Source organism: Mycobacterium sp. IDUB_21 (genome assembly GCF_055419425.1).
The window spans coordinates 38,431-59,432 of the sequence record NZ_JBVAXQ010000003.1 but is presented as its reverse complement, the minus strand read 5'-3'; the positions used below and the strand labels follow the sequence as shown (position 1 = coordinate 59,432).

Annotated in this window: 21 protein-coding genes; 11 read left to right on the top strand and 10 right to left on the bottom strand. The window is 68.6% G+C overall.

From position 1 onward, the window contains the following. The 3 genes from ACZYY4_RS05510 to ACZYY4_RS05500 form a co-directional block, all read right to left on the bottom strand. Entirely contained in the window at positions 1 to 1,491 is a 1,491-nt protein-coding gene (locus tag ACZYY4_RS05510; RefSeq protein ID WP_463808530.1) for a molybdopterin-dependent oxidoreductase, read from the bottom strand. Next, positions 1,488 to 1,916, bottom strand: a complete 429-nt coding sequence (locus ACZYY4_RS05505) for an oxidoreductase (protein ID WP_463808529.1) — start codon at positions 1,914 to 1,916, stop codon at positions 1,488 to 1,490. The genes ACZYY4_RS05510 and ACZYY4_RS05505 overlap by 4 nt, the downstream gene beginning before the upstream one ends. An 89-nt stretch (positions 1,917 to 2,005) precedes the next feature. Then, positions 2,006 to 2,344, bottom strand: a complete 339-nt coding sequence (locus tag ACZYY4_RS05500; protein ID WP_463808528.1) for a hemophore-related protein — start codon at positions 2,342 to 2,344, stop codon at positions 2,006 to 2,008. A 145-nt stretch (positions 2,345 to 2,489) separates the two neighbouring features. Between ACZYY4_RS05500 and ACZYY4_RS05495 the strand changes: the two genes are divergently transcribed. From ACZYY4_RS05495 to ACZYY4_RS05485, 3 genes are all read left to right on the top strand, one after another. After that, positions 2,490 to 3,176: a cutinase family protein gene (locus tag ACZYY4_RS05495; RefSeq protein ID WP_463808526.1), complete on the top strand. Its 687-nt coding sequence runs from the start codon at positions 2,490 to 2,492 to the stop codon at positions 3,174 to 3,176. Positions 3,177 to 3,256: 80 nt separating this feature from the next. Continuing rightward, a complete protein-coding gene (locus tag ACZYY4_RS05490) occupies positions 3,257 to 4,369 on the top strand; it encodes an enolase C-terminal domain-like protein (RefSeq protein ID WP_463808524.1) in 1,113 nt (370 codons plus the stop codon). Positions 4,370 to 4,417: 48 nt separating this feature from the next. After that, entirely contained in the window at positions 4,418 to 6,187 is a 1,770-nt protein-coding gene (locus ACZYY4_RS05485; RefSeq protein WP_463808522.1) for a glycoside hydrolase family 15 protein, read from the top strand. Between the two features lie 13 nt (positions 6,188 to 6,200). On the opposite strand, the gene ACZYY4_RS05480 is transcribed toward ACZYY4_RS05485, so the two are convergent. Next, positions 6,201 to 7,379, bottom strand: coding sequence for a zinc-dependent alcohol dehydrogenase (locus tag ACZYY4_RS05480; protein WP_463808520.1), 1,179 nt, complete (start codon positions 7,377 to 7,379; stop codon positions 6,201 to 6,203). Positions 7,380 to 7,506: 127 nt separating this feature from the next. Between ACZYY4_RS05480 and ACZYY4_RS05475 the strand changes: the two genes are divergently transcribed. Together ACZYY4_RS05475 and ACZYY4_RS05470 are read left to right on the top strand one after the other, a co-directional pair. Continuing rightward, a complete protein-coding gene (locus ACZYY4_RS05475; RefSeq protein ID WP_463808519.1) occupies positions 7,507 to 9,039 on the top strand; it encodes an FAD-dependent oxidoreductase in 1,533 nt (510 codons plus the stop codon). Positions 9,040 to 9,086: 47 nt separating this feature from the next. Then, entirely contained in the window at positions 9,087 to 9,290 is a 204-nt protein-coding gene (locus ACZYY4_RS05470; protein WP_463808518.1) for a DUF2795 domain-containing protein, read from the top strand. Positions 9,291 to 9,298: 8 nt separating this feature from the next. Here the strand turns inward: ACZYY4_RS05470 and ACZYY4_RS05465 are convergent, their stop codons facing one another. The 4 genes from ACZYY4_RS05465 to ACZYY4_RS05450 all read right to left on the bottom strand — a co-directional run bounded on the left by ACZYY4_RS05465 (position 9,299) and on the right by ACZYY4_RS05450 (position 11,603). After that, the gene (locus tag ACZYY4_RS05465) at positions 9,299 to 10,087 is read right to left on the bottom strand and encodes an RNA polymerase sigma factor SigF (protein ID WP_463808517.1); all 789 of its coding nucleotides are present in this window, start codon (positions 10,085 to 10,087) and stop codon (positions 9,299 to 9,301) included. Further along, positions 10,084 to 10,518 carry an ATP-binding protein gene (locus ACZYY4_RS05460; protein WP_463808516.1) on the bottom strand — a complete coding sequence of 145 codons (435 nt, stop codon included), beginning with the start codon at positions 10,516 to 10,518 and terminating at the stop codon, positions 10,084 to 10,086. The genes ACZYY4_RS05465 and ACZYY4_RS05460 overlap by 4 nt, the downstream gene beginning before the upstream one ends. Positions 10,519 to 10,733: 215 nt before the next feature. Further along, on the bottom strand, positions 10,734 to 11,045 hold the full coding sequence (gene usfY / locus ACZYY4_RS05455; protein WP_463808515.1) for a protein UsfY: 312 nt from the start codon (positions 11,043 to 11,045) through the stop codon (positions 10,734 to 10,736). A gap of 174 nt (positions 11,046 to 11,219) precedes the next feature. After that, positions 11,220 to 11,603 (bottom strand): hypothetical protein, encoded by a 384-nt coding sequence (locus tag ACZYY4_RS05450; RefSeq protein WP_463808514.1) that lies wholly within the window; start codon positions 11,601 to 11,603, stop codon positions 11,220 to 11,222. Positions 11,604 to 11,744: 141 nt separating this feature from the next. On the opposite strand from ACZYY4_RS05450, the gene mbp1 reads away from it, so the two are divergent. The 3 genes from mbp1 (at position 11,745) to ACZYY4_RS05435 (ending at position 13,151) form a co-directional block, all read left to right on the top strand. After that, positions 11,745 to 11,984, top strand: coding sequence for a microaggregate-binding protein 1 (gene mbp1, locus ACZYY4_RS05445; protein WP_463808513.1), 240 nt, complete (start codon positions 11,745 to 11,747; stop codon positions 11,982 to 11,984). 136 nt (positions 11,985 to 12,120) lie between these two features. Next, positions 12,121 to 12,795, top strand: coding sequence for a winged helix-turn-helix domain-containing protein (locus ACZYY4_RS05440; RefSeq protein ID WP_463808511.1), 675 nt, complete (start codon positions 12,121 to 12,123; stop codon positions 12,793 to 12,795). Between the two features lie 41 nt (positions 12,796 to 12,836). Continuing rightward, a complete protein-coding gene (locus ACZYY4_RS05435; protein ID WP_463808510.1) occupies positions 12,837 to 13,151 on the top strand; it encodes a hypothetical protein in 315 nt (104 codons plus the stop codon). A 24-nt stretch (positions 13,152 to 13,175) separates the two neighbouring features. Here ACZYY4_RS05435 and ACZYY4_RS05430 read toward each other — a convergent pair whose 3' ends face one another. Both ACZYY4_RS05430 and ACZYY4_RS05425 read right to left on the bottom strand, forming a co-directional pair. Then, entirely contained in the window at positions 13,176 to 13,499 is a 324-nt protein-coding gene (locus tag ACZYY4_RS05430; protein ID WP_463808964.1) for a hemophore-related protein, read from the bottom strand. Continuing rightward, positions 13,496 to 13,885 (bottom strand): hypothetical protein, encoded by a 390-nt coding sequence (locus ACZYY4_RS05425; protein ID WP_463808508.1) that lies wholly within the window; start codon positions 13,883 to 13,885, stop codon positions 13,496 to 13,498. Before ACZYY4_RS05425 ends, ACZYY4_RS05430 begins: the two co-directional genes overlap by 4 nt. 105 nt (positions 13,886 to 13,990) lie before the next feature. Here ACZYY4_RS05425 and ACZYY4_RS05420 point away from each other — a divergent pair, with 105 nt between their 5' ends. The 3 genes from ACZYY4_RS05420 (at position 13,991) to ACZYY4_RS05410 (ending at position 20,982) form a co-directional block, all read left to right on the top strand. Further along, positions 13,991 to 18,466 (top strand): ATP-dependent helicase, encoded by a 4,476-nt coding sequence (locus ACZYY4_RS05420; protein ID WP_463808507.1) that lies wholly within the window; start codon positions 13,991 to 13,993, stop codon positions 18,464 to 18,466. Beyond that, on the top strand, positions 18,466 to 19,224 hold the full coding sequence (nei2, locus tag ACZYY4_RS05415; protein WP_463808505.1) for an endonuclease VIII Nei2: 759 nt from the start codon (positions 18,466 to 18,468) through the stop codon (positions 19,222 to 19,224). Before ACZYY4_RS05420 ends, nei2 begins: the two co-directional genes overlap by 1 nt. Positions 19,225 to 19,368: 144 nt before the next feature. Continuing rightward, entirely contained in the window at positions 19,369 to 20,982 is a 1,614-nt protein-coding gene (locus tag ACZYY4_RS05410; protein ID WP_463808504.1) for a PE-PPE domain-containing protein, read from the top strand. Positions 20,983 to 21,002: the final 20 nt, after the last annotated feature.

Sequence of the window (21,002 nt, the reverse complement as noted above, 5' to 3'; positions counted from 1 at the left end):
CTAGATCTCCCCATCCATGCCGTAGTAGACATTGTCCTCGCGCCAGCCACCGCGTCCCTTCCCGATGTGGGCGTAGTCCTCGACGAACTCGATCTGGTTGATCCACTTGGCCATTTTGAAACCGACCTGCGTCTCGGCGCGTAGCCGCAGCGGCGCCCCGTGCTTGATCGGCAGCGGTTGGCCGTTCATCGCATAGGCCAACAACATCTGCGGCTTGTGGGCCAGCTTCAGATCGAACACCTCGTAGAACTGCCCGCCGCCCTCGGCGCTCGGTTCGTCGGTGCTGTTGTCCTGCATACTCATAAAACAGATGTAGCGGGCTTGCGGCAGCGGCCGCACCAGATCCACCAGGGTGCCCAGCGGAAGTCCGGTCCATTCGCCGATGGATGACCAGCCCTGCACGCAGTTGTGCAGTACCCGCTGGGTGTGTGGCTCGGCCAGGGCACGCAGCCCGGCAAGATCCAACGTCACCGGTTGCTCCACCAGCCCACCGACCCGCAGCCGCCAATCGACGAAGTTGTGCACCGCCATCACCTTGTAGTTCTCGGCGGTCGGCGGCTTGCCGTTGACACGGTGCTCGGTGGAGATCATCCGCGCCGGATACTGCTGCCGGGAATCCAACCTGCGCAGCAAGCCCTTTCGAGGCAGACTGATCACCGCGCCGAGCACCCGGCGCACCGAGGCCGGGCTTCGCAGGCTCCACATCGTGGCCGCGACGTGGACGGCGACGATCGCCGCGATGATGAGCAGCGACAGTGCGGTCGACCAGTAGGTGTTACGGACCGACCCGAAGATCATCAACGCGGTCAGCCGGCCCCAACCCCAGAAGAACAACATCGACAGGTGGATCACGATGAAGACCCCGAACGCGGCCAGGCCCAGGAAATGTAGACTGCGGGCACCCTGTCGGCCGCCGAACAACCTGACATAGCGGGGAAATCGCGCCTCGATCGCCGGTGACTGCGCGGCGCCGGTGAGGATCTGAAACGGGGCCAGCACGAAGATCACACCGGCGTAGGTGAGTTTCTGGATGGCGTCCAGTGGCTCACCGGGTAGCAGCGGCGGCAGGTTGAAGCTGAGGTAGGTGACGATGTCGTTCCATGCCTCGGCGAAGATCGACCACGAATACGGCCAGTACCGATGCCACTGCCCGGTCGCGAAAAGCAGTATGTAATAGGACAATCCGACCAGAATCCAGCCGATGACCGCAACGAAGTGCCAATGTCTGCCCATGCCCAGCTGCGCGTGTCCCGGCAGCGCGATCAACGGGTGGTACTCCTCCTCCTCATCCAGGGTGTCGTAGAGCTTGTCGGTGGGCATGACCTTGCCGGTGAACCGGGCCCACTCCGTTCCGGGAGTGCTGTCGTTGTGCCGGTACAGCTTCGGATGGGTGGACAAGATCTCGATGCCACTGCGTATCAGCAATGTCAGGAACAACACGTTGAGCCAATGCTCGACGCGCAGCCACGCCGGGAAATCGAGCGGCATCAATCCCTCCAATCCCGCCGCCGACCGAACGCCACGTTGACGCCGGTGAGCACCGTCAGGTGCACGGCCAGGAAGGCGCCCGCACAGGCCAGCGCGAGGCTGCCCGGAGCGATATCCCACCTCCCGGTCAACGCCGGCAGCCCGGGGAGGCTCAACAGCCGGCTGATCAGGTAGCCGATCACAAACGCGGTGCACAGCACGCTGCCGACCAGCCATCCCACGGCCGGCACGACGTCATCGACGTCGATCCAGGTGGTGACGATGGCGGCGAGGCAGCCGATGATGACCGCGACGCAGTGCACCGCGAAATAGCCGGGCGGGCTCGAAGCAGTTGCCAGGACGTAGCCGTGCGTCGCCGCCACCCCCAGCAGCGCCAGGTCAGCGGTCAGCGTGACCGTCCGGGGCAGGTTGAACGCGATCTTCGGCATCTGCGGTCCGTTCACCGCTGGATGAGCTCGTCCGCTTCCCGCTCGGCCGCATCCGCGATCTTGCCGACGCCGGCCGATTGGGCCATCACTCAGTACTTGTCACAGGTCTTGGCGATGGGACCGACCATGTTGACGAACTGCGCCGCCTCGGGCACGCCCTGGGCCTGCTCCAGCATCTGCTCACGCTGCGGCGGGGGCGAGGCGAGGAAGTTCTGCAGGAACGACTGCGCGGTCGGTGTGGCGTTGAATTGTGCTGCGGTATCCGGTGACTGCGCGTTCATCGCCGCCACCACCTGTGAATAATTGCAGGTGGTGTTGACCGCGGGATTCTGCGCGGGATCCGCGGCCGCCGTCCCCACGCCGGCCGACAGTGCCAGCGCAACCCCGCCGGCGGTGGCGGCCATCCTGGTCAAAGATATTGTGGTCATTGCAATCTCCCCTGCTACTCAAGCCCCGCCGAATCGGCGTCGGCACCGACGTAGGCTTGCCGTTTGCCCACCGACTAAACCACCGCTTCAATAAGGAGTCGGTAAGGTTTACCGCCCGGCGTTGACGGGTACCGCTCGAAGCGCTGTGAAGATCACCCGGTTGCTCACCGCCGCTGCCCTGTGCGGTTCGTCGCTGCCCTGGATACCGGAGTTGCCCGGGACGGCATCGGCTGCGGGTTGCCCGGACATCGAGGTGGTGTTCGCCCGCGGCACCACCGAGGCCCCCGGCGTCGGTTGGATCGGTCAGCAGTTCGTCGACGCGCTGCGCTGGCGCACCGGCGGTCGCGCCATGGACGTGTATCCGGTGGATTATCCGGCGCTGCATGACTTCGCGCCCACCGTCAGCGGGGTTATCGACGCCGGCAACCACATCCGCGACACGGCGGGCGCCTGCCCGGCGACTCGGATCGTGCTCGGCGGCTTCTCGCGAGGTGCCGCGCTGGCCGGCTACGTCACCGCGGACACCGCCGCGCAGCCCGGGTTCCCTCCGCCGCTGTCCCCCAAGGTGGCCGACCATGTGGCGGCCGTCGTGCTGTTGGGCAAACCGTCAAACGCGTACCTGGCCGGACTCGACGCGCCGCCCGTGACGATCGGCACCCCATACGGCGCCAAGATGATCGACCTGTGCGCCCCCGGCGACCCGGTCTGCTCAGCGGGCGACGACGGCGCCGCGCACGCCGCCTACGCGGCGAACGGCATGACGGCGCTCGCGGCGGACTTCGCCGCGCAGCACCTCACTCCACCCGAAACCGTTCCCGCTCCTGCCCTTTGAAGAACAACGCTGCGAGACTCGGCGCGGCTGCGCGCCCGATCCCAGGCATACCCCCTGCATATTGCGGGTAGACAACGAACATGACGCTGCGTGCCAGTTCGGCAATCCCGATCGAATCCGTCGAAGTCACGGCCTACTCGATCCCCACCGACGCTCCCGAGTCAGACGGCACCCTCGCGTGGGATTCGACCACCCTCATTCTGGTCAGTGTGCGGGCCGGTGGGCAGGTCGGCACCGGCTACACCTACGGCGGCACGGCGGTGGTTACGGTCGTGCAGTCCAAACTGGCCGACGTCATCAAAGAAGGCGACGCCCTGCAACCGCCGGCCCGCTGGGCTGACATGCAGCACGCGGTGCGCAACCTGGGCAAGCCGGGCGTGGTCGCGGAGGCGATTTCGGCGGTCGACATCGCGCTGTGGGATCTGCGGTCCCGGCTGCTTGACGAGCCGTTGACGATCGCACTGGGCGCGGTGCACGACGGCACCCCGGTCTATGGCAGCGGCGGGTTCACCTCGTATGACAACGACACCCTTTGCACCCAGCTGTGCGACTGGGTGGCGGCCGGGATCCCGCGGGTGAAGATGAAAGTGGGCCGCGACCCGGACGCCGACGAGGGGCGGGTGCATGCCGCCCGCGTGGCGATCGGCGACGACACCGAGCTGTTCGTCGACGCGAACGGGGCTTATGGCCGCAAGCAGGCGCTGCTGTGCGCGCAACGCTTCGCCGCGTACGACGTGCGATGGCTCGAAGAGCCGGTCTCCTCGGACGACCTGTACGGCCTGCATCAGCTGTGCGCGCAAGGCCCGGGCGGGATGGACATCACCGCCGGCGAATACGGCTACCACCTGCCCTACTTCCAGCAGATGCTGGACGCCGGGGCGGTGGATTGCCTGCAGGCGGACGTCACGCGCGCATTGGGCATCACCGGGGTGCTCAAAGTCGCCGCGCTGTGCGATGCGCGCGGCATGGACCTGTCGTTGCACTGTGCGCCGCAGATCAGCGGCCAGGTCGGCACGGCGATCTGGCACCTGCGGCACCTGGAGTACTTCCACGACCATGTCCGCATCGAGGGGTTGGCGTTCGACGGGGCCATCGATCCAGAACCCGATGGTGTGCTGCGTCCGGACCGCAGTGCGCCCGGGCACGGGTTGACCGTCAAGCACGCCGATCTCGAACAGTTCCGGATCGCCTGATTGCACTGCGGCAGGTCGGGTCGTGACTACCCTGGCCCGCTTGCGGGTATGCACCCGGCCGTGAACAGCCCGCCGCTGCTCGAGCGATACCCCCCGCAGGTGCTGCGCCAATACGCGCTGATCGCCGACGGGGAGCGAGGGATCGTGGTCGGTCCCCGCGGCGATTTCTGCTGGATGTGCCTGCCCCGCTGGGACAGCCCGGCGGTGTTCAGTTCGCTGCTCGGCGGTGCAGGGGTGTACGCCGTCACCCCGGAACCGCGCTATGTGTGGGGCGGCCGATACGAGGAGCGCTCGCTGATCTGGCGTTCCCGCTGGGTCACCACCGACGGGATCGTCGAGTGCCGAGAGGCGCTGGCCTTCCCCGGCGACCCGCACACCGCGGTGGTGCTGCGCCGCATCCGGGCACTCGACGGCCCGGTACGTATGCAGGTGGCACTGCAGGTTCGGGCCGACTTCGGCGCCACCGCCATGACGAAGCTGTCCTGCAGCGGCGGGGTGTGGACCGGCCGAAGCGGTCCGCACCGGCTGCGGTGGTCGGGCGCCGAGAAGGCTCGCCGGGCCGGCGACGGGTCGCTGCGCATGCTGGTCGACGTCGAGCCGGGCCGCGACCACGACTTGGTGCTCGAGTTGTCCGAACGCGCATTGCCGGACCAGCCGGTCGACGCCGGACGCGCCTGGCTTGCCACCGAAAATGCTTGGCGGCAAGCCGTTCCGGAGTTCACAGGCACGCTGGCCGACGTCGATGTCCAGCAGGCCTATGCGGTGCTGCGCGGCCTGACCAGCGCCGGCGGCGGGATGGTGGCGGCCGCGACGATGTCGCTGCCGGAGCGGGCGAAGGCGGGACGCAATTTCGACTATCGCTATTGCTGGATTCGCGACCAGTGCTACGCCGGGCAGGCGATCGCCGCCGCCGGACCGCACCCTTTGCTGGATGACGCTGTCCGGTTCGTCTCCGAGCGGGTGCTGGCCGACGGGCCCGGCCTGCGACCGGCCTACTGTGTCGACGCGACCCCGCCGCCGGCCGAACACGACCTAGATCTGCCGGGATATCCCGGCGCGGCCGCAAAAACCGGGAATTGGGTCCGCAAGCAGTTCCAGCTCGACACCTTCGGGGAGGCGCTACTGCTGCTGGCCGCCGCCGCCCGACTGGATCGGGTGGACAGCACCCATTGGGTTGCGGTGCACACCCTGGTGGAGGCGATCGAAAACCGTTGCGCCGAGCCCGATGCCGGGGTGTGGGAGCTCGACGACCGTCGCTGGGCGCATTCCCGGCTGATCTGCGCGGCGGGGCTGCGCCGAATCGCGGGCGCGGCGTCGCTGGCCGAAGGTGCACGCTGGCAGCAACTGGCCGACAAGCTGGTCAGCGATACCAGCACCGACTGCCTGCACCGCGACGGCAGATGGCAACGCGCACCCGATGATCCGGGGATCGACGCGGCCCTGTTGCTGCCGAGCCTGCGCGGAGCCGTCCCGCCCGACGATGCTCGCACGGTGGCCACGCTGGCCGCGGTGCGCCGGGAGCTGACTCAGGACGGCTTCGTCTACCGCTACCGGCCCGACCAGCGCGAACTTGGCGAGGCCGAAGGGGCGTTCCTGCTGTGCAACTTCGCCATGGCACTTGCAGATCACCAGCAGGGCGATGATCTCGCGGCGCTGCAGTGGTTCGAGCGGGGCCGCACCGCGTGCGGTCCCCCGGGCCTGCTCACCGAGGAGTACGACGTCGGCCAGCGTCAGTTGCGCGGCAATCTGCCACAGGCGTTCGTGCATGCGCTGCTGTTCGAGGCCGCGCACCTGTTGGCCGCCGACGTCACGGCTTGAGTTACCGCTTGAGTCACGGCTTGAGCAGGATCTTCACCGCGCCGTCGCGCTTCTCCTGAAAGATCTGGTAGGCGTGCGGCGCCTGCTCCAGCGGTAGTTCGTGGGTGGCGAAGGTGTCGACGCCCAGTGGATCGTCGTCGGTGAGCAGCGACATCAGCTTGTCGGCCCGCGGTTTGACGTTGGCCTGCCCCATCCGCAGCGTGATCTGCTTGTCGAACAGGGTGAACATCGGCAGCGGGTCCAGCTTGCCGCCGTAGACGCCGATGATCGACACGGTGCCGCCGCGTCGCACGATGTCGATCGCCGAGTAGAGCGCGGCGAGCCGGTCGATGCCGGCCTTGCTGATCAACGGTCCGGCGACGGCGTCGGGCAACAGCGAGCTGAGTTGCTGTACGGCTCTGGCGCCGGCGGAGCCGTGCGCCTCCATGCCGACGGCGTCGATCACCGCATCGGTCCCCCGTCCGCCGGTACGGTCGCGGATCACCTCGCCCAGGTCGGACGTCGCACGCAGGTCGATGGTTTCGATCCCTCGGCGTGCCAGCCGGTCCAGCCGCTCGGGAACCAGATCCACACCGATCACCCGGGCCCCCTGATGCGCGGCGATCCGGGCCGCCATGTCGCCGATCGGCCCGAGTCCCAGCACCGTCACCGAACCGCCGTCGGGTATCTCGGCGTAGTCCACCGCCTGCATCGCGGTGGGCAGCACGTCGGACAGGTACACGAACCGCGAATCCGGCGGCCCCTGCGGCACTTTGATGTGGGTGTAGTGCGCCTGCGGCACCCGCAGGTATTGCGCCTGCCCGCCCGGAACCTGGCCGTAGAGCTTGGAATAGCCGAACAGTGCGGCACCGGTGTCCTGCTCGCGCACCCGGGTGGTGTCGCACTGGGTGGGCAGGCCGTGGCGACACATGCAGCAGTGCCCGCAGGCGATCTGGAACGGGATGACCACCCGGTCACCGGGCTTCAGGTTGGTGACCGCGCTACCGACTTCCGCCACGATGCCCATCGGTTCGTGGCCCAGGATGTCGCCGGGGTCCATGAACGCCCCGAGCACCTCGTAGAGGTGCAGGTCGGATCCGCAGATGTTGGTGGTCGTCACCTCGATGACGGCGTCGGTCGGCTGCTCGATCACCGGGTCGGGCACGGTGTCGACCTGAACTTTGCGTTTGCCCTGCCATGTCACTGCCCGCATTCCGGTCGCCTCCGTGCTGTCGCGGTCATGTCGCGCGAACATCGCCCGGCTACCCGCCCGCACCGCCGCACAAACGCTTTTCGGCCGCTCACGTTTCACCGCCGCGGTACCGGGTAACTGATCGACCATGACGTCGTTGTGGCTCGCCGACCGGATCGCGACATCACCGGCTTCCAACACCGTGGCGGATCTCCCGGCGTTCGCCGACGTAGTGGTGGCGGGCGCCGGCATCACCGGCCTGATGACCGCGGTTCTGCTGGCGCGGGCGGGCCGCGAAGTGCTGGTACTGGAGGCCCGGACCGTCGGCGCCTGCGCGACAGGCAACACCACCGCCAAGATCAGCCTGCTGCAGCACACTCAGTTGTCGACGATATCGGCGAAGCAGGGGAAGCGACTGGCCGGCGAGTACCTTGCCGGCAATCGCGCCGGACAGGACTGGCTGCTGTCGTTCTGCGCGTCAACCGGTGTCGCGGTCCAGCGCGAAGACGCCTACAGCTACGCCCAGTCCGAGCAGGGGGTGGCGGCGGCGCGCGCCGAGTTCGACGCCTGCCGCGCACTGGATCTGCCGGTGAGCTGGGAGGCCCGCGCCGACGTGCCGTTCCCGTTCCACGGCGGTGTGCGGCTGGCGGAGCAGGCTCAGTTCGACCCGATGCAGTTTCTGGAAGCGCTGCGCTCCGAGTTGCTGGCCAGCGGCGGACAGCTGGTGGAACACACTCGGGTGCAACGTGTTTCCGGTGGCCGAGACGGCTTGCGGCTCGACCTCGACGGCCCGCGAGTGAGCGCCGAACTACAGGCCAGCCAACTGGTGCTGGCCACCGGAATCCCGATCCTGGACCGCGGCGGGTATTTCGCCCGGGTCAAACCCAACCGGTCATATTGCATGGCGTTCGATGTGCCGGGTGAGATCACTCGCCCGATGATGATCTCCACCGATTCGCCGACGCGATCGCTGCGCTACGCCCCGGTCGACGACTCCGAGCGCCTGCTGGTCGGCGGGGCGGGTCACACCGTAGGCCGCGCCAAGCATCCCACCGATGCGCTGGCCGAACTGGAGTCGTGGGCGATCCAGCATTACCCGGGCGCAACCCGCACGCACCTCTGGTCGGCGCAGGACTACGCCCCCATCGACGAGCTGCCCTATGTCGGGCCCATTCTGCCCGACAACAACACCATCTACGTGGCAACGGGTTTCAACAAATGGGGTATGACCAACGGGGCGGCCGCAGCGCTGGTGTTGTCGGGCCGGCTGCTCGGCGAGCGACCGGGCTGGGACGGGGCGTTCTCCAGTTGGAGCACCCGCGAGCTACGCGGCCTGTCCACCGCGCTGACGGCCAATCTCGAAGTCGGCTTCAATCTGGCAAAGGGCTGGATCACCCCGGCGGCCCAGATCGGCCGGCAGTGGCTGGGCGACGACGCCCCCGGCGTGGTCAGCGGACCCCCGTGGCATCTGCAGGCCCGGTGCCGGGTGGACGGCGTCGAGCACCGCCTGTCCCCGGTCTGCCCGCACCTCGGCGGCATCGTCAATTGGAACGACGCCGACCGGGCCTGGGAGTGCCCGCTGCACGGGTCGCGCTTCGCCCCCGACGGCGCCCTGCTGGAGGGTCCCGCCACCCGCGGCCTGCGAAACGCCGAGGCGAGCGATGTGCACCATCGGCCATGACACGCTGAGCGCGTTTCCGGCTCGGTGACGGCGGGTACTGCGCTGAGATGGGATTCCATGTGGCGCAGGTCCAGGGGTGCCTTGCGGGTTTCGACTATCCGGGCACGGCGGCACAACTCGCCGACCACGCCCGGGACAACGGCGCCGAGCCGAAGCTGGTCGACACGCTGCGTGCCTTGAAGAAGGACAGCTTCGAGGGGCCGGACGCGGTGATGTCGTCACTGTCGGCCCAGAACGCGCTGGGCGGGTGAGTCGCCGGCTATTCCAGCTGACCGCGCAGTTTCGCCAATGACTTGGCCAGCAGCCGCGACACGTGCATCTGCGAGATGCCGACCCGTTCGGCGATCTGGGTCTGGGTCATCGATTCGAAGAACCGAAGCACCAGCACGGTACGTTCCCGCTCGGGAAGCCCGTTGAGCAAGGGCCGCAACGCCTCTCGATCCTCGATCCGGTCCATCCGGGCGTCGATGTCACCGAGGGTGTCGGAAATCGAGCGGACATCGTCCTCATCCGAGCTGCCGCCGCTGTCGATCGAGAGGGTGTTGTAAGAGCTGCCCGCCACCAGCCCTTCGACCACCTCGTCGCGGCTCATCTCCAGCTCCCGGGCCAGTTCGGAGGGGGTCGGAGCCCGTCCCAGGCGTTGGGAGAGGTCCGCGGTGGCGGCCCCGAGCCGCAGGTGCAGTTCTTTGAGCCGACGAGGCACCTTGACCGACCAGCTGTTGTCCCGGAAATGCCGGCGGACTTCGCCCATGATCGTCGGGACCGCGAACGAGACGAAATCCGAGCCGGTCTCGACGTCGAAGCGCGTTACAGCGTTGACCAGGCCCACCCTCGCGACCTGGACCAGATCGTCGCGCAATTCTCCGCGTCCCTCGAACCGGCGGGCGATGTGATCGGCCAGCGGCAGGCACCGCTCCACGATCTTGTCCTTGCGGTTGCGGAAATCAGCGGAGCCCACCTCGTATTGGGCGAGCTCGCGAAACATATCGCCGACGTCGGAATATTCCGATCCTGACTGTGAGCCGCCCCTGGCGGCGCGCGGGGTCACCGCCTGGATTCCGCCCGCCGGGTTGTCAAGGTCACTCCGAACACCCCACTGGCGCCGTCGGATTCCTGGCCGTCGTGGATCTGCACGTCGTCTACGAGCGAGGTGAGTACGTGCCAGCTGAAGCTGCCCGGCGTCAGCACGTCCGCTCCGTCGCCGGCGGCCGACGCCTGGATCGTCACGCCGTCGTCGGTCGGGTCGACGATCACCTTCAGCACTGCGTCGGGGGAAGCGCAGCGGATCAGTTGGGTACACAGCTCATCGATAGCCAGCCGTAGATCAGCCACCGTGTCGACGTCGAAATCCTCAAAGGTCGCGATAGCACCGACCAACATGCGCACCACGGCCAAACTCTCCACCCTGGGCGCCACCCGCAGTTCGACGGCTCGCTCGCTGCACGACCGCGATGTCCGGTCGCTGTGGATGTCGGTCATAGAGCCTCCCGGCGATGTCGGACCGAGACTACCGCTGCGCACCGCTGGACTGTTCACGCCGTCAATACCGCGCACTCGGCCGCCCGGAGGTTAGTCACGGGGTGTCTGTACCCGATTGCGGTGCCAGTCAACCCTGCGAATTTCGGCACGCAGAGCAGGGGCAGAGCCGAAACGGCCCGGCCGGAGACCGGCCGGGCCGTTCGACGTCTCGAAGATCAACTGGTCGAATGCTGCGGGGTCACGTCGGGGTGCGCCAGATGCCACTGCTGGTTCACCCGGCCGATCCGCCGATGCTCGATCAGCAGCCAAAGCGTGCCCAGCCCGGCGGCGAACACCGCGAAGGCCGCGACCTCCAGGCCCTGTCGGTCGTGGCCGGTGGCGAATGCGGTGAGGCAGCCGATCCCGGCGACCATGCCCACCACCAGCAGCGTGTAACCGGGCCAACCCATCACGTCGATCACGGCACGGCCGGCATGCGGCCGGGTCGTGCGGACATGGTCAACGGGGTCATGAAATGTATCGCCCATTGGTTTTTCCTTTCGTGAATCGTCCGGCCAATCCGGAGGTCGCGCGAGGAAGTCGACCGCTGTGGCGAACCCGTCCGCTACCGAAAACTATCGTAGGTCGATGTGATCCAAATAACGCTCGACTTTCAGAAGGTTCACAGCCACCCCGCAGCAATACCGATACTGGGTCTCTGATCAGGCCATACCGCTGATCGGCGGGGCGCTGATAATCAGTACGAACAGCATCAAAGACAGCAGAAACCAGCCGGCGCCCTGCCATCCCCACCAGGTGCCACGCGCGCGCCACACCTGGTAGGTGCGCAGGAAAGCCCGCAGTCCGCCGGCCGCGAAGATCACCGGCGATCCCGCGGCCAGCACGGCCCGGTACGGCCTGCCGCACACCACGGTCGCCACGGTTTCGGGGGCCGGGTCACAGGAACTGGCCCACCACGCCGCCAGCAAGACGAACGCCACCCCGACGACGGTGGTCAGGCCCGCGAACCGGATGGCCGAGCGAACCTCGTCGTCCTCCTGGCCCAGCCGGTCGCCACCGGGGCGCGGTTGCATGGGGCGTTCCATGCCTCCCACCGTCCGCGCTGATCAGCTCTGGGTCAAGACGATTCGACGTTTGAGTGGGCGGCCCGTCGGGAAGCCTTGCGGGTGTGGCGGGCCGACAGAGCACTGGTCTGTCACATCCACGAAAATCCAGGGAGGGATTTTATGTCGGACGAAAAGAAGAGCGGCCCCGAAGAAGGCTTCCGGGGCGCCGTCGAAGGCGTCAAGGGCAAGGTCAAGGAAGCCGCCGGAACCGTGACCGGCAACGACGAGATGGCCCGTGAGGGCAGGGCTCAGCAGGACAAGGGCGAGGCCCAGCGCGACGCCGCCAAGCACGAAGCCGAGGCTGACGCGGCCCGGGCGGGCGCGAAAGCGGCAGAGGCGCGCGAACAGTCCCACCAGTAGCCCGATAGAGGACAGGCCCGGCCCGCGCAGTGGGCCGGGCCTGTCGCTGTGCGGTTATTCGCGCCGCGCAACGGGTAATAGTGCGGGTAACAGTGCCTTGAAGGCACCCGGAGCACCCGAGGGTTGGAGCCAGGCGATGGACATTCTGCTACTGACCGACCGGGACGAGTTCGAACAGTCCCTGTCGGCGTTACGCGTCTTCGGGCATTCGGTTGTCCGCGCGCCGCTCACCATCGCCACCCGGTCCGCCTGCCGTGGTGTGACAGCCGTGCTGGTCGATGGCTGTACCGACCTGACCACCTCCCACGAGACCTGCCGGCGGCTGCGCGCCTGGGAACCGTCGGCCGCAGTGCTGGTCATGGTGACCGCCGAAGACTTCGTCGCCGTCGACCTCGACTGGCAGGTCGATGATGCCCTGGTCGCAACAGCGGGGCCGGCCGAGGCGCACGCGCGACTGCGGCTTGCGCTGGCACGCCGACGCGGAAATCTCCACAGCGCAGTCCAATTCGGCGATCTGGTCATCCACCCGGACAGCTATACCGCGTCGCTGTCAGACCGCGAACTCGACCTCACCCTCACCGAGTTCAGGCTGCTGAACTACCTGGTGCAGCACGCGGGTCAGGCGTTCACCCGCTCTACGCTGCTGCGGGAGGTCTGGGGCGGGGAGGGCAGCCGCCGCAAAGTCGACGTCCACGTGCAGCGGCTGCGCGCCAAACTCGGCGCCGAACACGAGTCGATCGTGGACACCGTTCGCGGCGTCGGCTACATGACACCGGAATCACCCCAACCGCAATGGCCCATTGCGAACTGAGCGAACTGAGCGAACTGAAGCCGACGGAGAGCGCGAGGGATATGACCGAACAACCCGATATCGATCCCGCCACCGACACCAGCGACGACGACACTCTGCCGCCCAGCGAGGCGACCGATTCCGACGAGCTGCGTAACGATGACGGAGATGCGACCGTCACGCCGCCGGACAGCTGGCAGCCGGTCGATGAGGCGATCAACGAGTCGCTGGACGACAAGCTGGCCGCTGAGCAACCCGACACCGGCTTCCAGCGAGGGACCGGCGAAGCCGAACGGCCCACTACCGGCGGACGCCACCGCGCACAGGTCTCCGGCAGCCCCGAAGACGGCAGCTCGTTCTACAACGTCGAAGAATGAACTGGCTCAGAAAAATGAACTGGCTCAGTAGTTGTCGCAGTCGTTGGCCAGCGGGCTGAAGATGGCGACGTACTCGGGATCCTCGGGCGTGCTCTCCGCCTGCTCGACCAGCTGCTGACGCTGCGGTGGCGGCGCGGCCAGGAAGTTCTGCAGCCAGGCCTGCGCCGACGGCGTCGCGTTGAATTGCTCGGCGACGCCCGGTGATTGATCGTTCATCGCCGACACCACCTGCGAGTAGCTGCAGGTGGTGTTGACTGCGGCGTCCGGGTCGGCGGCCGCGACGGCCGGGCCGGCGGTCAGCACCAGTGCGGCGCCCGCGCCGGCCAGCCGGGTGAGGGCAAGCATCAGAACACCGCGACCAGGACCGCCAGGTCGCCCAACAGCAGGACCCAGCCGCACACCCACACCGCGATCCCGCGGCGGCGTGTCGTCGCAAAGAAGAAGGCGAGAAACAGCGTCAGCGCCGCGACACCCGCCGCCCCGTGGTACAGCAGGCCGAACAGCGTGTCGTTCACCCGGAGGCCCGGGCAGCCGGCGGTGTTGCACAACGCGGTGCCGGCCACCCTGGCCAGCGCGAACGCCATCAGCAGCGCGGCGGCCGGCGCGATCAACAGGGACAACGTCCAGTTGATCCAGGTCCAATCGCGCGGCGGCGCTTCAACCGCCCGAGGGGCGGTGAGCGCATCGGCGAATATCGGCCGGACCGCCGGCGCCCTGTCGTCCAGAATCGTCATGCTCGCCCCCCGGTCACCGATGCCACGACTGGCGGATACCCGGCGAGGAGGGCGGCAAAACCGCACCGTCCGGCAGCCCGGCCGGAGAATTGGCACCATGGCGGGGTGAGCCGCGAAACCCAAGCCCCGCTGGCCCGGTTCTCTGCGCTGACCCGGGACTGGTTCACCGGCACGTTCGCTGCGCCCACCACGGCGCAGGAGCAGGCCTGGTCGGCGATCGCCGACGGACACAACACGCTGGTCGTCGCGCCCACCGGCTCCGGCAAGACGCTGGCGGCGTTCCTGTGGGCCCTGGACCGGCTGGCCGCGGAGCCGGGATCGGGGCACGGCACCAAAGTGTTGTATGTGTCGCCGCTCAAGGCGCTGGCGGTCGACGTGGAGCGCAACCTGCGCACCCCGCTGGCCGGTATCGGCCGCATCGCGGCGCACCGCGGCCTGCCCTCCCCGGCCGTCACGGTAGGAGTGCGTTCCGGCGACACGACCGCGGCGCGGCGCCGCGAGCTGGTCGCCAAGCCGCCCGACATTCTGATCACCACCCCGGAGTCGCTGTTTTTGATGCTGACCTCCGCGGCGCGCCAAGCACTGGCCGGGGTGCAGACGGTGATCGTCGACGAGGTGCACGCGGTGGCGGGAACCAAGCGCGGCAGCCACCTGGCGTTGTCGCTGGAGCGTCTCGATGCCCAGCTGGCCGCACCCGCGCAGCGCATCGGGCTCAGCGCGACCGTACGTCCCGCCGAGGAGGTCGCCCGGTTCCTGTCCGGACAGTCCCCCACCAGGATCGTGGCGCCGCCGGCGGCCAAGACGTTCGAGCTGAGCGTGCAGATGCCGGTGCCGGATATGGCCAGCCCGGCCGAGGGCACCATCTGGCCGCAGGTGGAGGAGCGCATCGTCGACCTGGTCGAGGCGCATCACTCGTCGATCGTGTTCGCGAACTCGCGCCGACTGGCCGAGCGCCTGACCGCGCGGCTCAACGAGATCCACGCCGAACGGCACGAAGGCGCCGACGAGGGGGCACCGGTCTTGGCGCGGGCACACCACGGGTCGGTGGCCAAGGAGACCCGTGCCGCCGTCGAGGAGGACCTCAAAAGCGGGCGGCTGCGTGCCGTGGTGGCGACCTCGAGCCTGGAGTTGGGTATCGACATGGGCGCGGTCGACCTGGTCATCCAGATCGAGGCACCGCCATCGGTGGCCAGCGGCCTCCAGCGCATCGGACGGGCCGGGCATCAGGTCGGCGAGATCTCGGCCGGCGTGTTGATTCCCAAACACCGCACCGATCTGATCGGCTGCGCGGTCTCGGTGCAGCGGATGCTGGCCGGTCAGATCGAGACATTGGCGGTGCCGGCCAATCCACTGGATATTCTGGCCCAGCACACCGTCGCCGCAGCCGCGCTGGAGCCGCTGGACGCCGAGGCCTGGTTCGACACGGTGCGGCGGTCCGCCCCGTTTGCGACGTTGCCGCGCAACGTGTTCGAGGCCACGCTGGATCTGCTTTCGGGAAAATACCCCTCGACCGAATTCGCCGAGTTGCGGCCGCGACTGGTCTACGACCGCGACACCGGCACCCTGACCGGCCGGCCCGGTGCCCAGCGGCTGGCCGTCACCTCCGGTGGCGCCATTCCGGACCGTGGACTGTTCACGGTGTACCTGGCCGGCACGCAAAAGCCTTCGCGAGTAGGCGAACTCGACGAGGAGATGGTCTACGAATCGCGGCCCGGCGATGTGATCTCGCTGGGCGCCACCAGCTGGCGGATCACCGAGATCACCCATGACCGGGTGCTGGTGGCCCCGGCACCCGGCCAGCCCGGCCGGCTGCCGTTCTGGCACGGCGACGGCGTCGGGAGACCGGCCGAGCTCGGCGCCGCACTCGGGGAATTCACCGGAGAGTTGGCCGGTCTCGACCGCGCTGCCCTCGACAAGCGCTGCGCGGGTTTGGGTTTCGACGACTACGCGACCGACAACCTGTGGCGGCTACTCGATGACCAGCGCGCCGCCACCGGAACCGTACCCACCGACACCACGCTGGTGGTGGAGCGGTTCCGAGACGAGCTCGGCGACTGGCGGGTGGTGCTGCATTCGCCGTACGGGCTGCGGGTACACGGCGCGCTGGCGCTGGCGGTGGGCCGGCGGTTGCACGAACGCTACGGCATCGACGAGAAGCCGACCGCCTCCGACGACGGCATCGTGGTGCGGCTGCCCGACGCCGACTCGGACTCCGGCGCGCCCGGGGCGGACTTGTTCGTGTTCGACGCGGACGAGATCGAGCCGGTCGTCACCGCCGAGGTGGGCGGCTCGGCGCTGTTCGCCAGCCGGTTTCGGGAATGCGCGGCCCGGGCGCTGTTATTGCCGCGCCGGCACCCCGGCCGCCGCACGCCGTTGTGGCAGCAACGCCAGCGGGCCGCCCAACTGCTCGACGTGGCCCGCCGATACCCCGCGTTCCCGATCGTGCTGGAGACCGTGCGGGAATGCCTGCAGGACGTCTACGACGTCCCGGCGTTGACGGATCTGATGGCGCGGATCGCGCAGCGCCGGGTGCGGGTGGTGCAAGTGGAGACCACCACCCCGTCGCCGTTCGCGGCATCGTTGTTGTTCGGCTACGTCGGGGCGTTCATCTACGAAGGCGACAGCCCGCTGGCCGAGCGTCGCGCGGCGGCCCTGTCGCTGGACCCCACCCTGCTGGCCCAACTGCTGGGCCGGGTGGAGCTGCGTGAGTTGCTCGACCCCGACGTCGTTGCTTCAACCGCGCGACAGCTGCAGCACCTGACCCCGGAGAAGGCCGCCCGCGACGCCGAGGGGGTGGCGGATCTGCTGCGTCTGCTCGGGCCGCTCACCGCCGAGGAGGTCGCGCAGCGCTCGGGTACGTCGGCGGGCACCGTGGACGTCGGCGGATGGCTGGAGCATCTGCTGGCCGCCCGGCGGGTGCTGACGGTGTCTTTCGCCGGGCGGCGCTGGTGGGTGGCGATCGAGGACATCGGGCGGCTGCGCGACGGGATCGGGGTGGCCGTGCCACCCGGGGTGCCGGCCGGTTTCACCGAGCCGGTCGCCGATCCGCTGGGTGAACTGCTGGGCCGCTTCGCCCGCACCCACGGGCCGTTCACCACCGGGCAGGCCGCCGAGCGGTTCGGGTTGGGCACCCGCGTGGCCGCTGACGCGCTGGGCCGGCTGGCCGCCGACGGGCGGGTGGTGCGCGGCGAGTTCGCGGACTTCCCGGACTCCCCGGGCGAGCAGTGGTGCGACACCGAAGTGCTGCGCATCCTGCGGCGCCGGTCACTGGCCGCGCTGCGCTCGGCCATCGAGCCGGTGTCCCCGGCGGCCTACGCGCGTTTCCTGCCGGCCTGGCAGCAGCTGGGTGCCCGAGGCGCCGCATCCGGCCTTGACGGGCTGGCCGGGGTGATCGAGCAGCTGGCCGGGGTGCCGCTTCCGGCCTCCGCGGTCGAGCCGCTGGTACTGGGATCGCGGGTGCGCGACTACTCCCCGGCCATGCTCGACGAGCTGCTGGCCTCCGGAGAGGCGCTGTGGTCGGGGGCGGGGGCCCCGGCCGGCAACTCGCCCGCCGCAGACGGCTGGATCGCCTTCCACACCGCCGATTCGGCGCCGTTGACGTTGACCCCCGGCGCTCCGATCGAATTCGGCGAGGTGCACCGGTCGATCCTGGATGCGCTCGGCGGTGGCGGCGCGTACTTCTTCCGCCAGCTCTGCGGTGAGAGCAGCGAAGCGGATTCGAAAGCGTTGAAAGCCGCGCTGTGGGAGCTGATCTGGGCGGGATGGGTCACCGGCGACACTTTCTCCCCGATGCGCGCGGTGTTGGCCGGGACCCGTCGAGCCACCCCGGCCCACCGCACCAAACGCCCGCCCCGCCTGAGCCGTTTTCATGTCGCGCACGCCTCATCCCGCGCCGCCGACCCGGCCGTGGCCGGACGCTGGTCCAGACTGCCTGCACCGGAACAGGATTCCACCGTGCGAACCCATCACACCGCCGAGCTGCTGCTGCACCGCTACGGGGTTCTGACCCGCGGCGCGGTGGCCGCCGAGGGGGTACCGGGCGGATTCGCCAACCTCTACAAGGTGCTGAGCGCGTTCGAGGAGGCCGGGCGCTGCCAGCGCGGCTATTTCATCGAATCGCTGGGGGCGGCCCAGTTCGCCCTCGCCTCGACCGTGGACCGGCTGCGCGGCTACCTCGACGGTGTCGACCCGGCCCGGCCCGAATTCCACGCGTTGGCACTGGCCGCCGCCGACCCGGCCAACCCGTACGGGGCGGCACTGAGCTGGCCGGCGCATCCCGGCACCGCCCGGCCGGGCCGCAAGGCCGGGGCGCTGGTAGTGCTGGTCGACGGCGAACTGGTGTGGTTCGTCGAGCGGGGTGGCCGGTCACTGCTGAACTTCGCCACCGGCGCCGACGCCGCCGAGGCCCAGCGCGCCGCCGCGGGTGCGCTGGCCGGGCTGATCGCCGACCGCCGGGTCGACGGGATTCTCGTCGAGCGGGTGGACGGCGCCCCGGTGCTGGAGCACCGCGACTCGCCGACGGTGGCCGCCTTGACCGAGGCCGGGTTCTCCCGCACCCCACGGGGATTGCGGCTGCGCTGATGCCCGAAGGTGACACCGTCTATCACACCGCCGTCGTGCTCGACGATGCCTTGACCGGAAAGACGTTGACCCGCTGTGATATCCGAGTGCCACGCTACGCAACCGTCGACCTCACCGGGCAGCGGGTGGACGAAGTGGTCAGCCGCGGAAAGCATCTGTTCATCCGCATCGGCGTGGCCAGCCTTCACTCGCATCTGAAGATGGACGGCAGCTGGCGGGTGGACCGCACCGGACGCCACGCCGTCGACCATAGGGCGCGAATCATCTTGGAGGCCGGTACCGTTCGCGCCGTCGGTAACGACCTGGGGATGCTGGAGGTGCTGGACCGCGACCGTGACGGCGAGGCCGTCGCGCACCTGGGTCCGGATCTGCTCGGCGCCGACTGGGACCCGGACACCGCCGTCGCCAGCCTGGTGGCCGATCCGCAACGCCCGCTGGCGGCGGCCTTGCTGGATCAAACCGTGCTGGCCGGCATCGGCAACGTCTACTGCAACGAATTGTGCTTCGTCGCCGGTCGGCTGCCGACGACCCCGGTTGCCGCACTGGCGGATCCGGCCCGCGTGGTGGCGCGGGCCCGCGACATGCTCTGGGCCAACCGGCTGCGGTGGGCCCGCTGCACCACCGGAGACACTCGGCCGGGACGGCAGTTGTGGGTGTACGGCAGGGCCGGGAAAGCCTGCCGGCGTTGCGGCACCCGCGTGCAATCAGACCGCAGCGGTGAGCGGATCAGTTTCTGGTGCGCTTCGTGTCAGCGATGAGTGCGGAATCGTCGCCACCGGATTGACGCCGGGGTTTCGGCTTGATCTGAACTACCCCATTGCACTTACCGTAATCAGTGTCTACTTTCAGCTAAGTTAACGCCTGTATCAGCGTCGCTCCACCTTGTCGGGGGGTTCACGATCATGCGCACAGCTGTTCGTCCATATCGCAGCATCGGCGTCATGCTCGTCGGCGCCGGGCTGGTTCTGGCACCCACCGCACTCCCGGTCGCACCCCCGCACGATGCGGCCGGCTCGGCTCGCGCGGTGCGACTGGCGAGCGTCGACGCCGACTCCCCCTTGGGTGCAGGTCCCGCCTACGTCATCGGCGGCAGCACCATCGCGATCCCGCCGCCGGGCTACGTGGACGCCGTCAACCAGCTGTACCTGCAGCCGCACGGCTACACCGGCACCCCGCAGGGCCTGTTCACCCCCGAAGGCCTGTACCCGCTGACCGGGCCCAAGAGCCTGACGCTGGACCAGTCGCTGGCCCAGGGCCAGGAGATCCTGCGCGAGACGATCGAACGCCAGATCGCCAGCGGCAACGTCGACGCCGCCAACCCCGTCACCGTGTTCGGCTGGTCGCAGAGCGCCACCATCTCCTCGCTGCTGATGCCACAGCTGGCCGCCGACGGCGTCCCCGGCGACGACGTGCATTTCATCCTGGTCGGCGACCCCAGCAATCCCAACGGCGGAATGCTGGAACGCTTCCACGTCCCGATCGACGGCGAGAGCCCGTCGGCGCCGGCGCTGGGCATCACGTTCAGCGGGGCGACCCCGTCGGACCTGTACCCCACCGATATCTACACCGCCGAGTACGACGGCTTCGCCGACTTCCCGCGCTACCCGCTCAACTTCCTGGCCGACCTCAACGCCTACCTGGGCATCCTCACCGAACACACCGGCTACCCGGTCTTCTCGGCCGACCAGATCGCCAACGCCGTCGAGCTGCCGACATCAGCAGCCGACAGCCTGACCCACTACTACATGATTCCGGCCGACAGCCTGCCACTGCTGGTGCCGCTGCAGATCATCCCGTTCATCGGCCAGCCGCTGTATGACCTGCTGGAGCCGGACATGCGGATCCTGGTCAACCTGGGCTACGGCAGCATCGACCACGGCTGGGACCCGGGACCCGCGGACGTGCCCACGCCGTTCGGACTGTTCCCGACCGATCTGAACTGGGGCGACGTCTTCACCGCACTGGCCAACGGCGTCACCACCGGCATCCAGAACGCCATCGCCGACCTGTCGAACCCGGACAACTACGACCTGTCGAACATCCTGACCAACCCGTGGCTGAACAGCATGGTTGAGCTGACCAACCTGTTGGGCTTCACCGACGCGACCAGCGTGGGCGACCTGGACCTGCCCGGGCTGCTGGAGCTGGCGCGCAACGGACTGAGCGTGGCCACCGGCTTCCCGACCCCCGACGTGTCACTGTTCTCGTCGTCGCCCACCGAGATCCTCAACATGATCACCGGGACGCTGTCGGCCGACTACTCGGCGCTGCTGCCGATCGGCGACACCATCAACACGCTGCTGACCACGGTGCCGTCCCTGTTGGCCGGCTTCGTCAGCGAGCAGCTCTCCCAGGGCAACATCCTCGGCGCGATCGGCGAGCCGCTCGCCGCGATTACGGGCTTGGTGCCGTTCGCCACCATCTTCGGGGCGGGTGTGCCGATCGTCGAGGCACTCGGCGGCACCCTGGTCAACCTGGCCGATCTGTTCGGCCTGGGTGGCGACTTAACGCCTTAGCGACCCAACCCCTGACGTCC

Bases quoted from the DNA above. Each gene is read 5' to 3' on its own strand.
- ACZYY4_RS05450 (WP_463808514.1), bottom strand. From the start codon at position 11,603: ATGGAACGCCCCATGCAACCGCGCCCCGGTGGCGACCGGCTGGGCCAG.
- ACZYY4_RS05425 (WP_463808508.1), bottom strand. From the start codon at position 13,885: ATGACGATTCTGGACGACAGGGCGCCGGCGGTCCGGCCGATATTCGCC.
- ACZYY4_RS05490 (WP_463808524.1), top strand. From the start codon at position 3,257: ATGACGCTGCGTGCCAGTTCGGCAATCCCGATCGAATCCGTCGAAGTC.
- ACZYY4_RS05475 (WP_463808519.1), top strand. From the start codon at position 7,507: ATGACGTCGTTGTGGCTCGCCGACCGGATCGCGACATCACCGGCTTCC.
- nei2 (WP_463808505.1), top strand. From the start codon at position 18,466: ATGCCCGAAGGTGACACCGTCTATCACACCGCCGTCGTGCTCGACGAT.
- ACZYY4_RS05470 (WP_463808518.1), top strand. From the start codon at position 9,087: ATGGGATTCCATGTGGCGCAGGTCCAGGGGTGCCTTGCGGGTTTCGAC.
- ACZYY4_RS05505 (WP_463808529.1), bottom strand. From the start codon at position 1,916: ATGCCGAAGATCGCGTTCAACCTGCCCCGGACGGTCACGCTGACCGCT.
- usfY (WP_463808515.1), bottom strand. From the start codon at position 11,045: ATGGGCGATACATTTCATGACCCCGTTGACCATGTCCGCACGACCCGG.
- ACZYY4_RS05410 (WP_463808504.1), top strand. From the start codon at position 19,369: ATGCGCACAGCTGTTCGTCCATATCGCAGCATCGGCGTCATGCTCGTC.
- ACZYY4_RS05480 (WP_463808520.1), bottom strand. From the start codon at position 7,379: ATGCGGGCAGTGACATGGCAGGGCAAACGCAAAGTTCAGGTCGACACC.
- mbp1 (WP_463808513.1), top strand. From the start codon at position 11,745: ATGTCGGACGAAAAGAAGAGCGGCCCCGAAGAAGGCTTCCGGGGCGCC.
- ACZYY4_RS05500 (WP_463808528.1), bottom strand. From the start codon at position 2,344: ATGACCACAATATCTTTGACCAGGATGGCCGCCACCGCCGGCGGGGTT.
- ACZYY4_RS05485 (WP_463808522.1), top strand. From the start codon at position 4,418: ATGCACCCGGCCGTGAACAGCCCGCCGCTGCTCGAGCGATACCCCCCG.
- ACZYY4_RS05460 (WP_463808516.1), bottom strand. From the start codon at position 10,518: ATGACCGACATCCACAGCGACCGGACATCGCGGTCGTGCAGCGAGCGA.
- ACZYY4_RS05440 (WP_463808511.1), top strand. From the start codon at position 12,121: ATGGACATTCTGCTACTGACCGACCGGGACGAGTTCGAACAGTCCCTG.
- ACZYY4_RS05435 (WP_463808510.1), top strand. From the start codon at position 12,837: ATGACCGAACAACCCGATATCGATCCCGCCACCGACACCAGCGACGAC.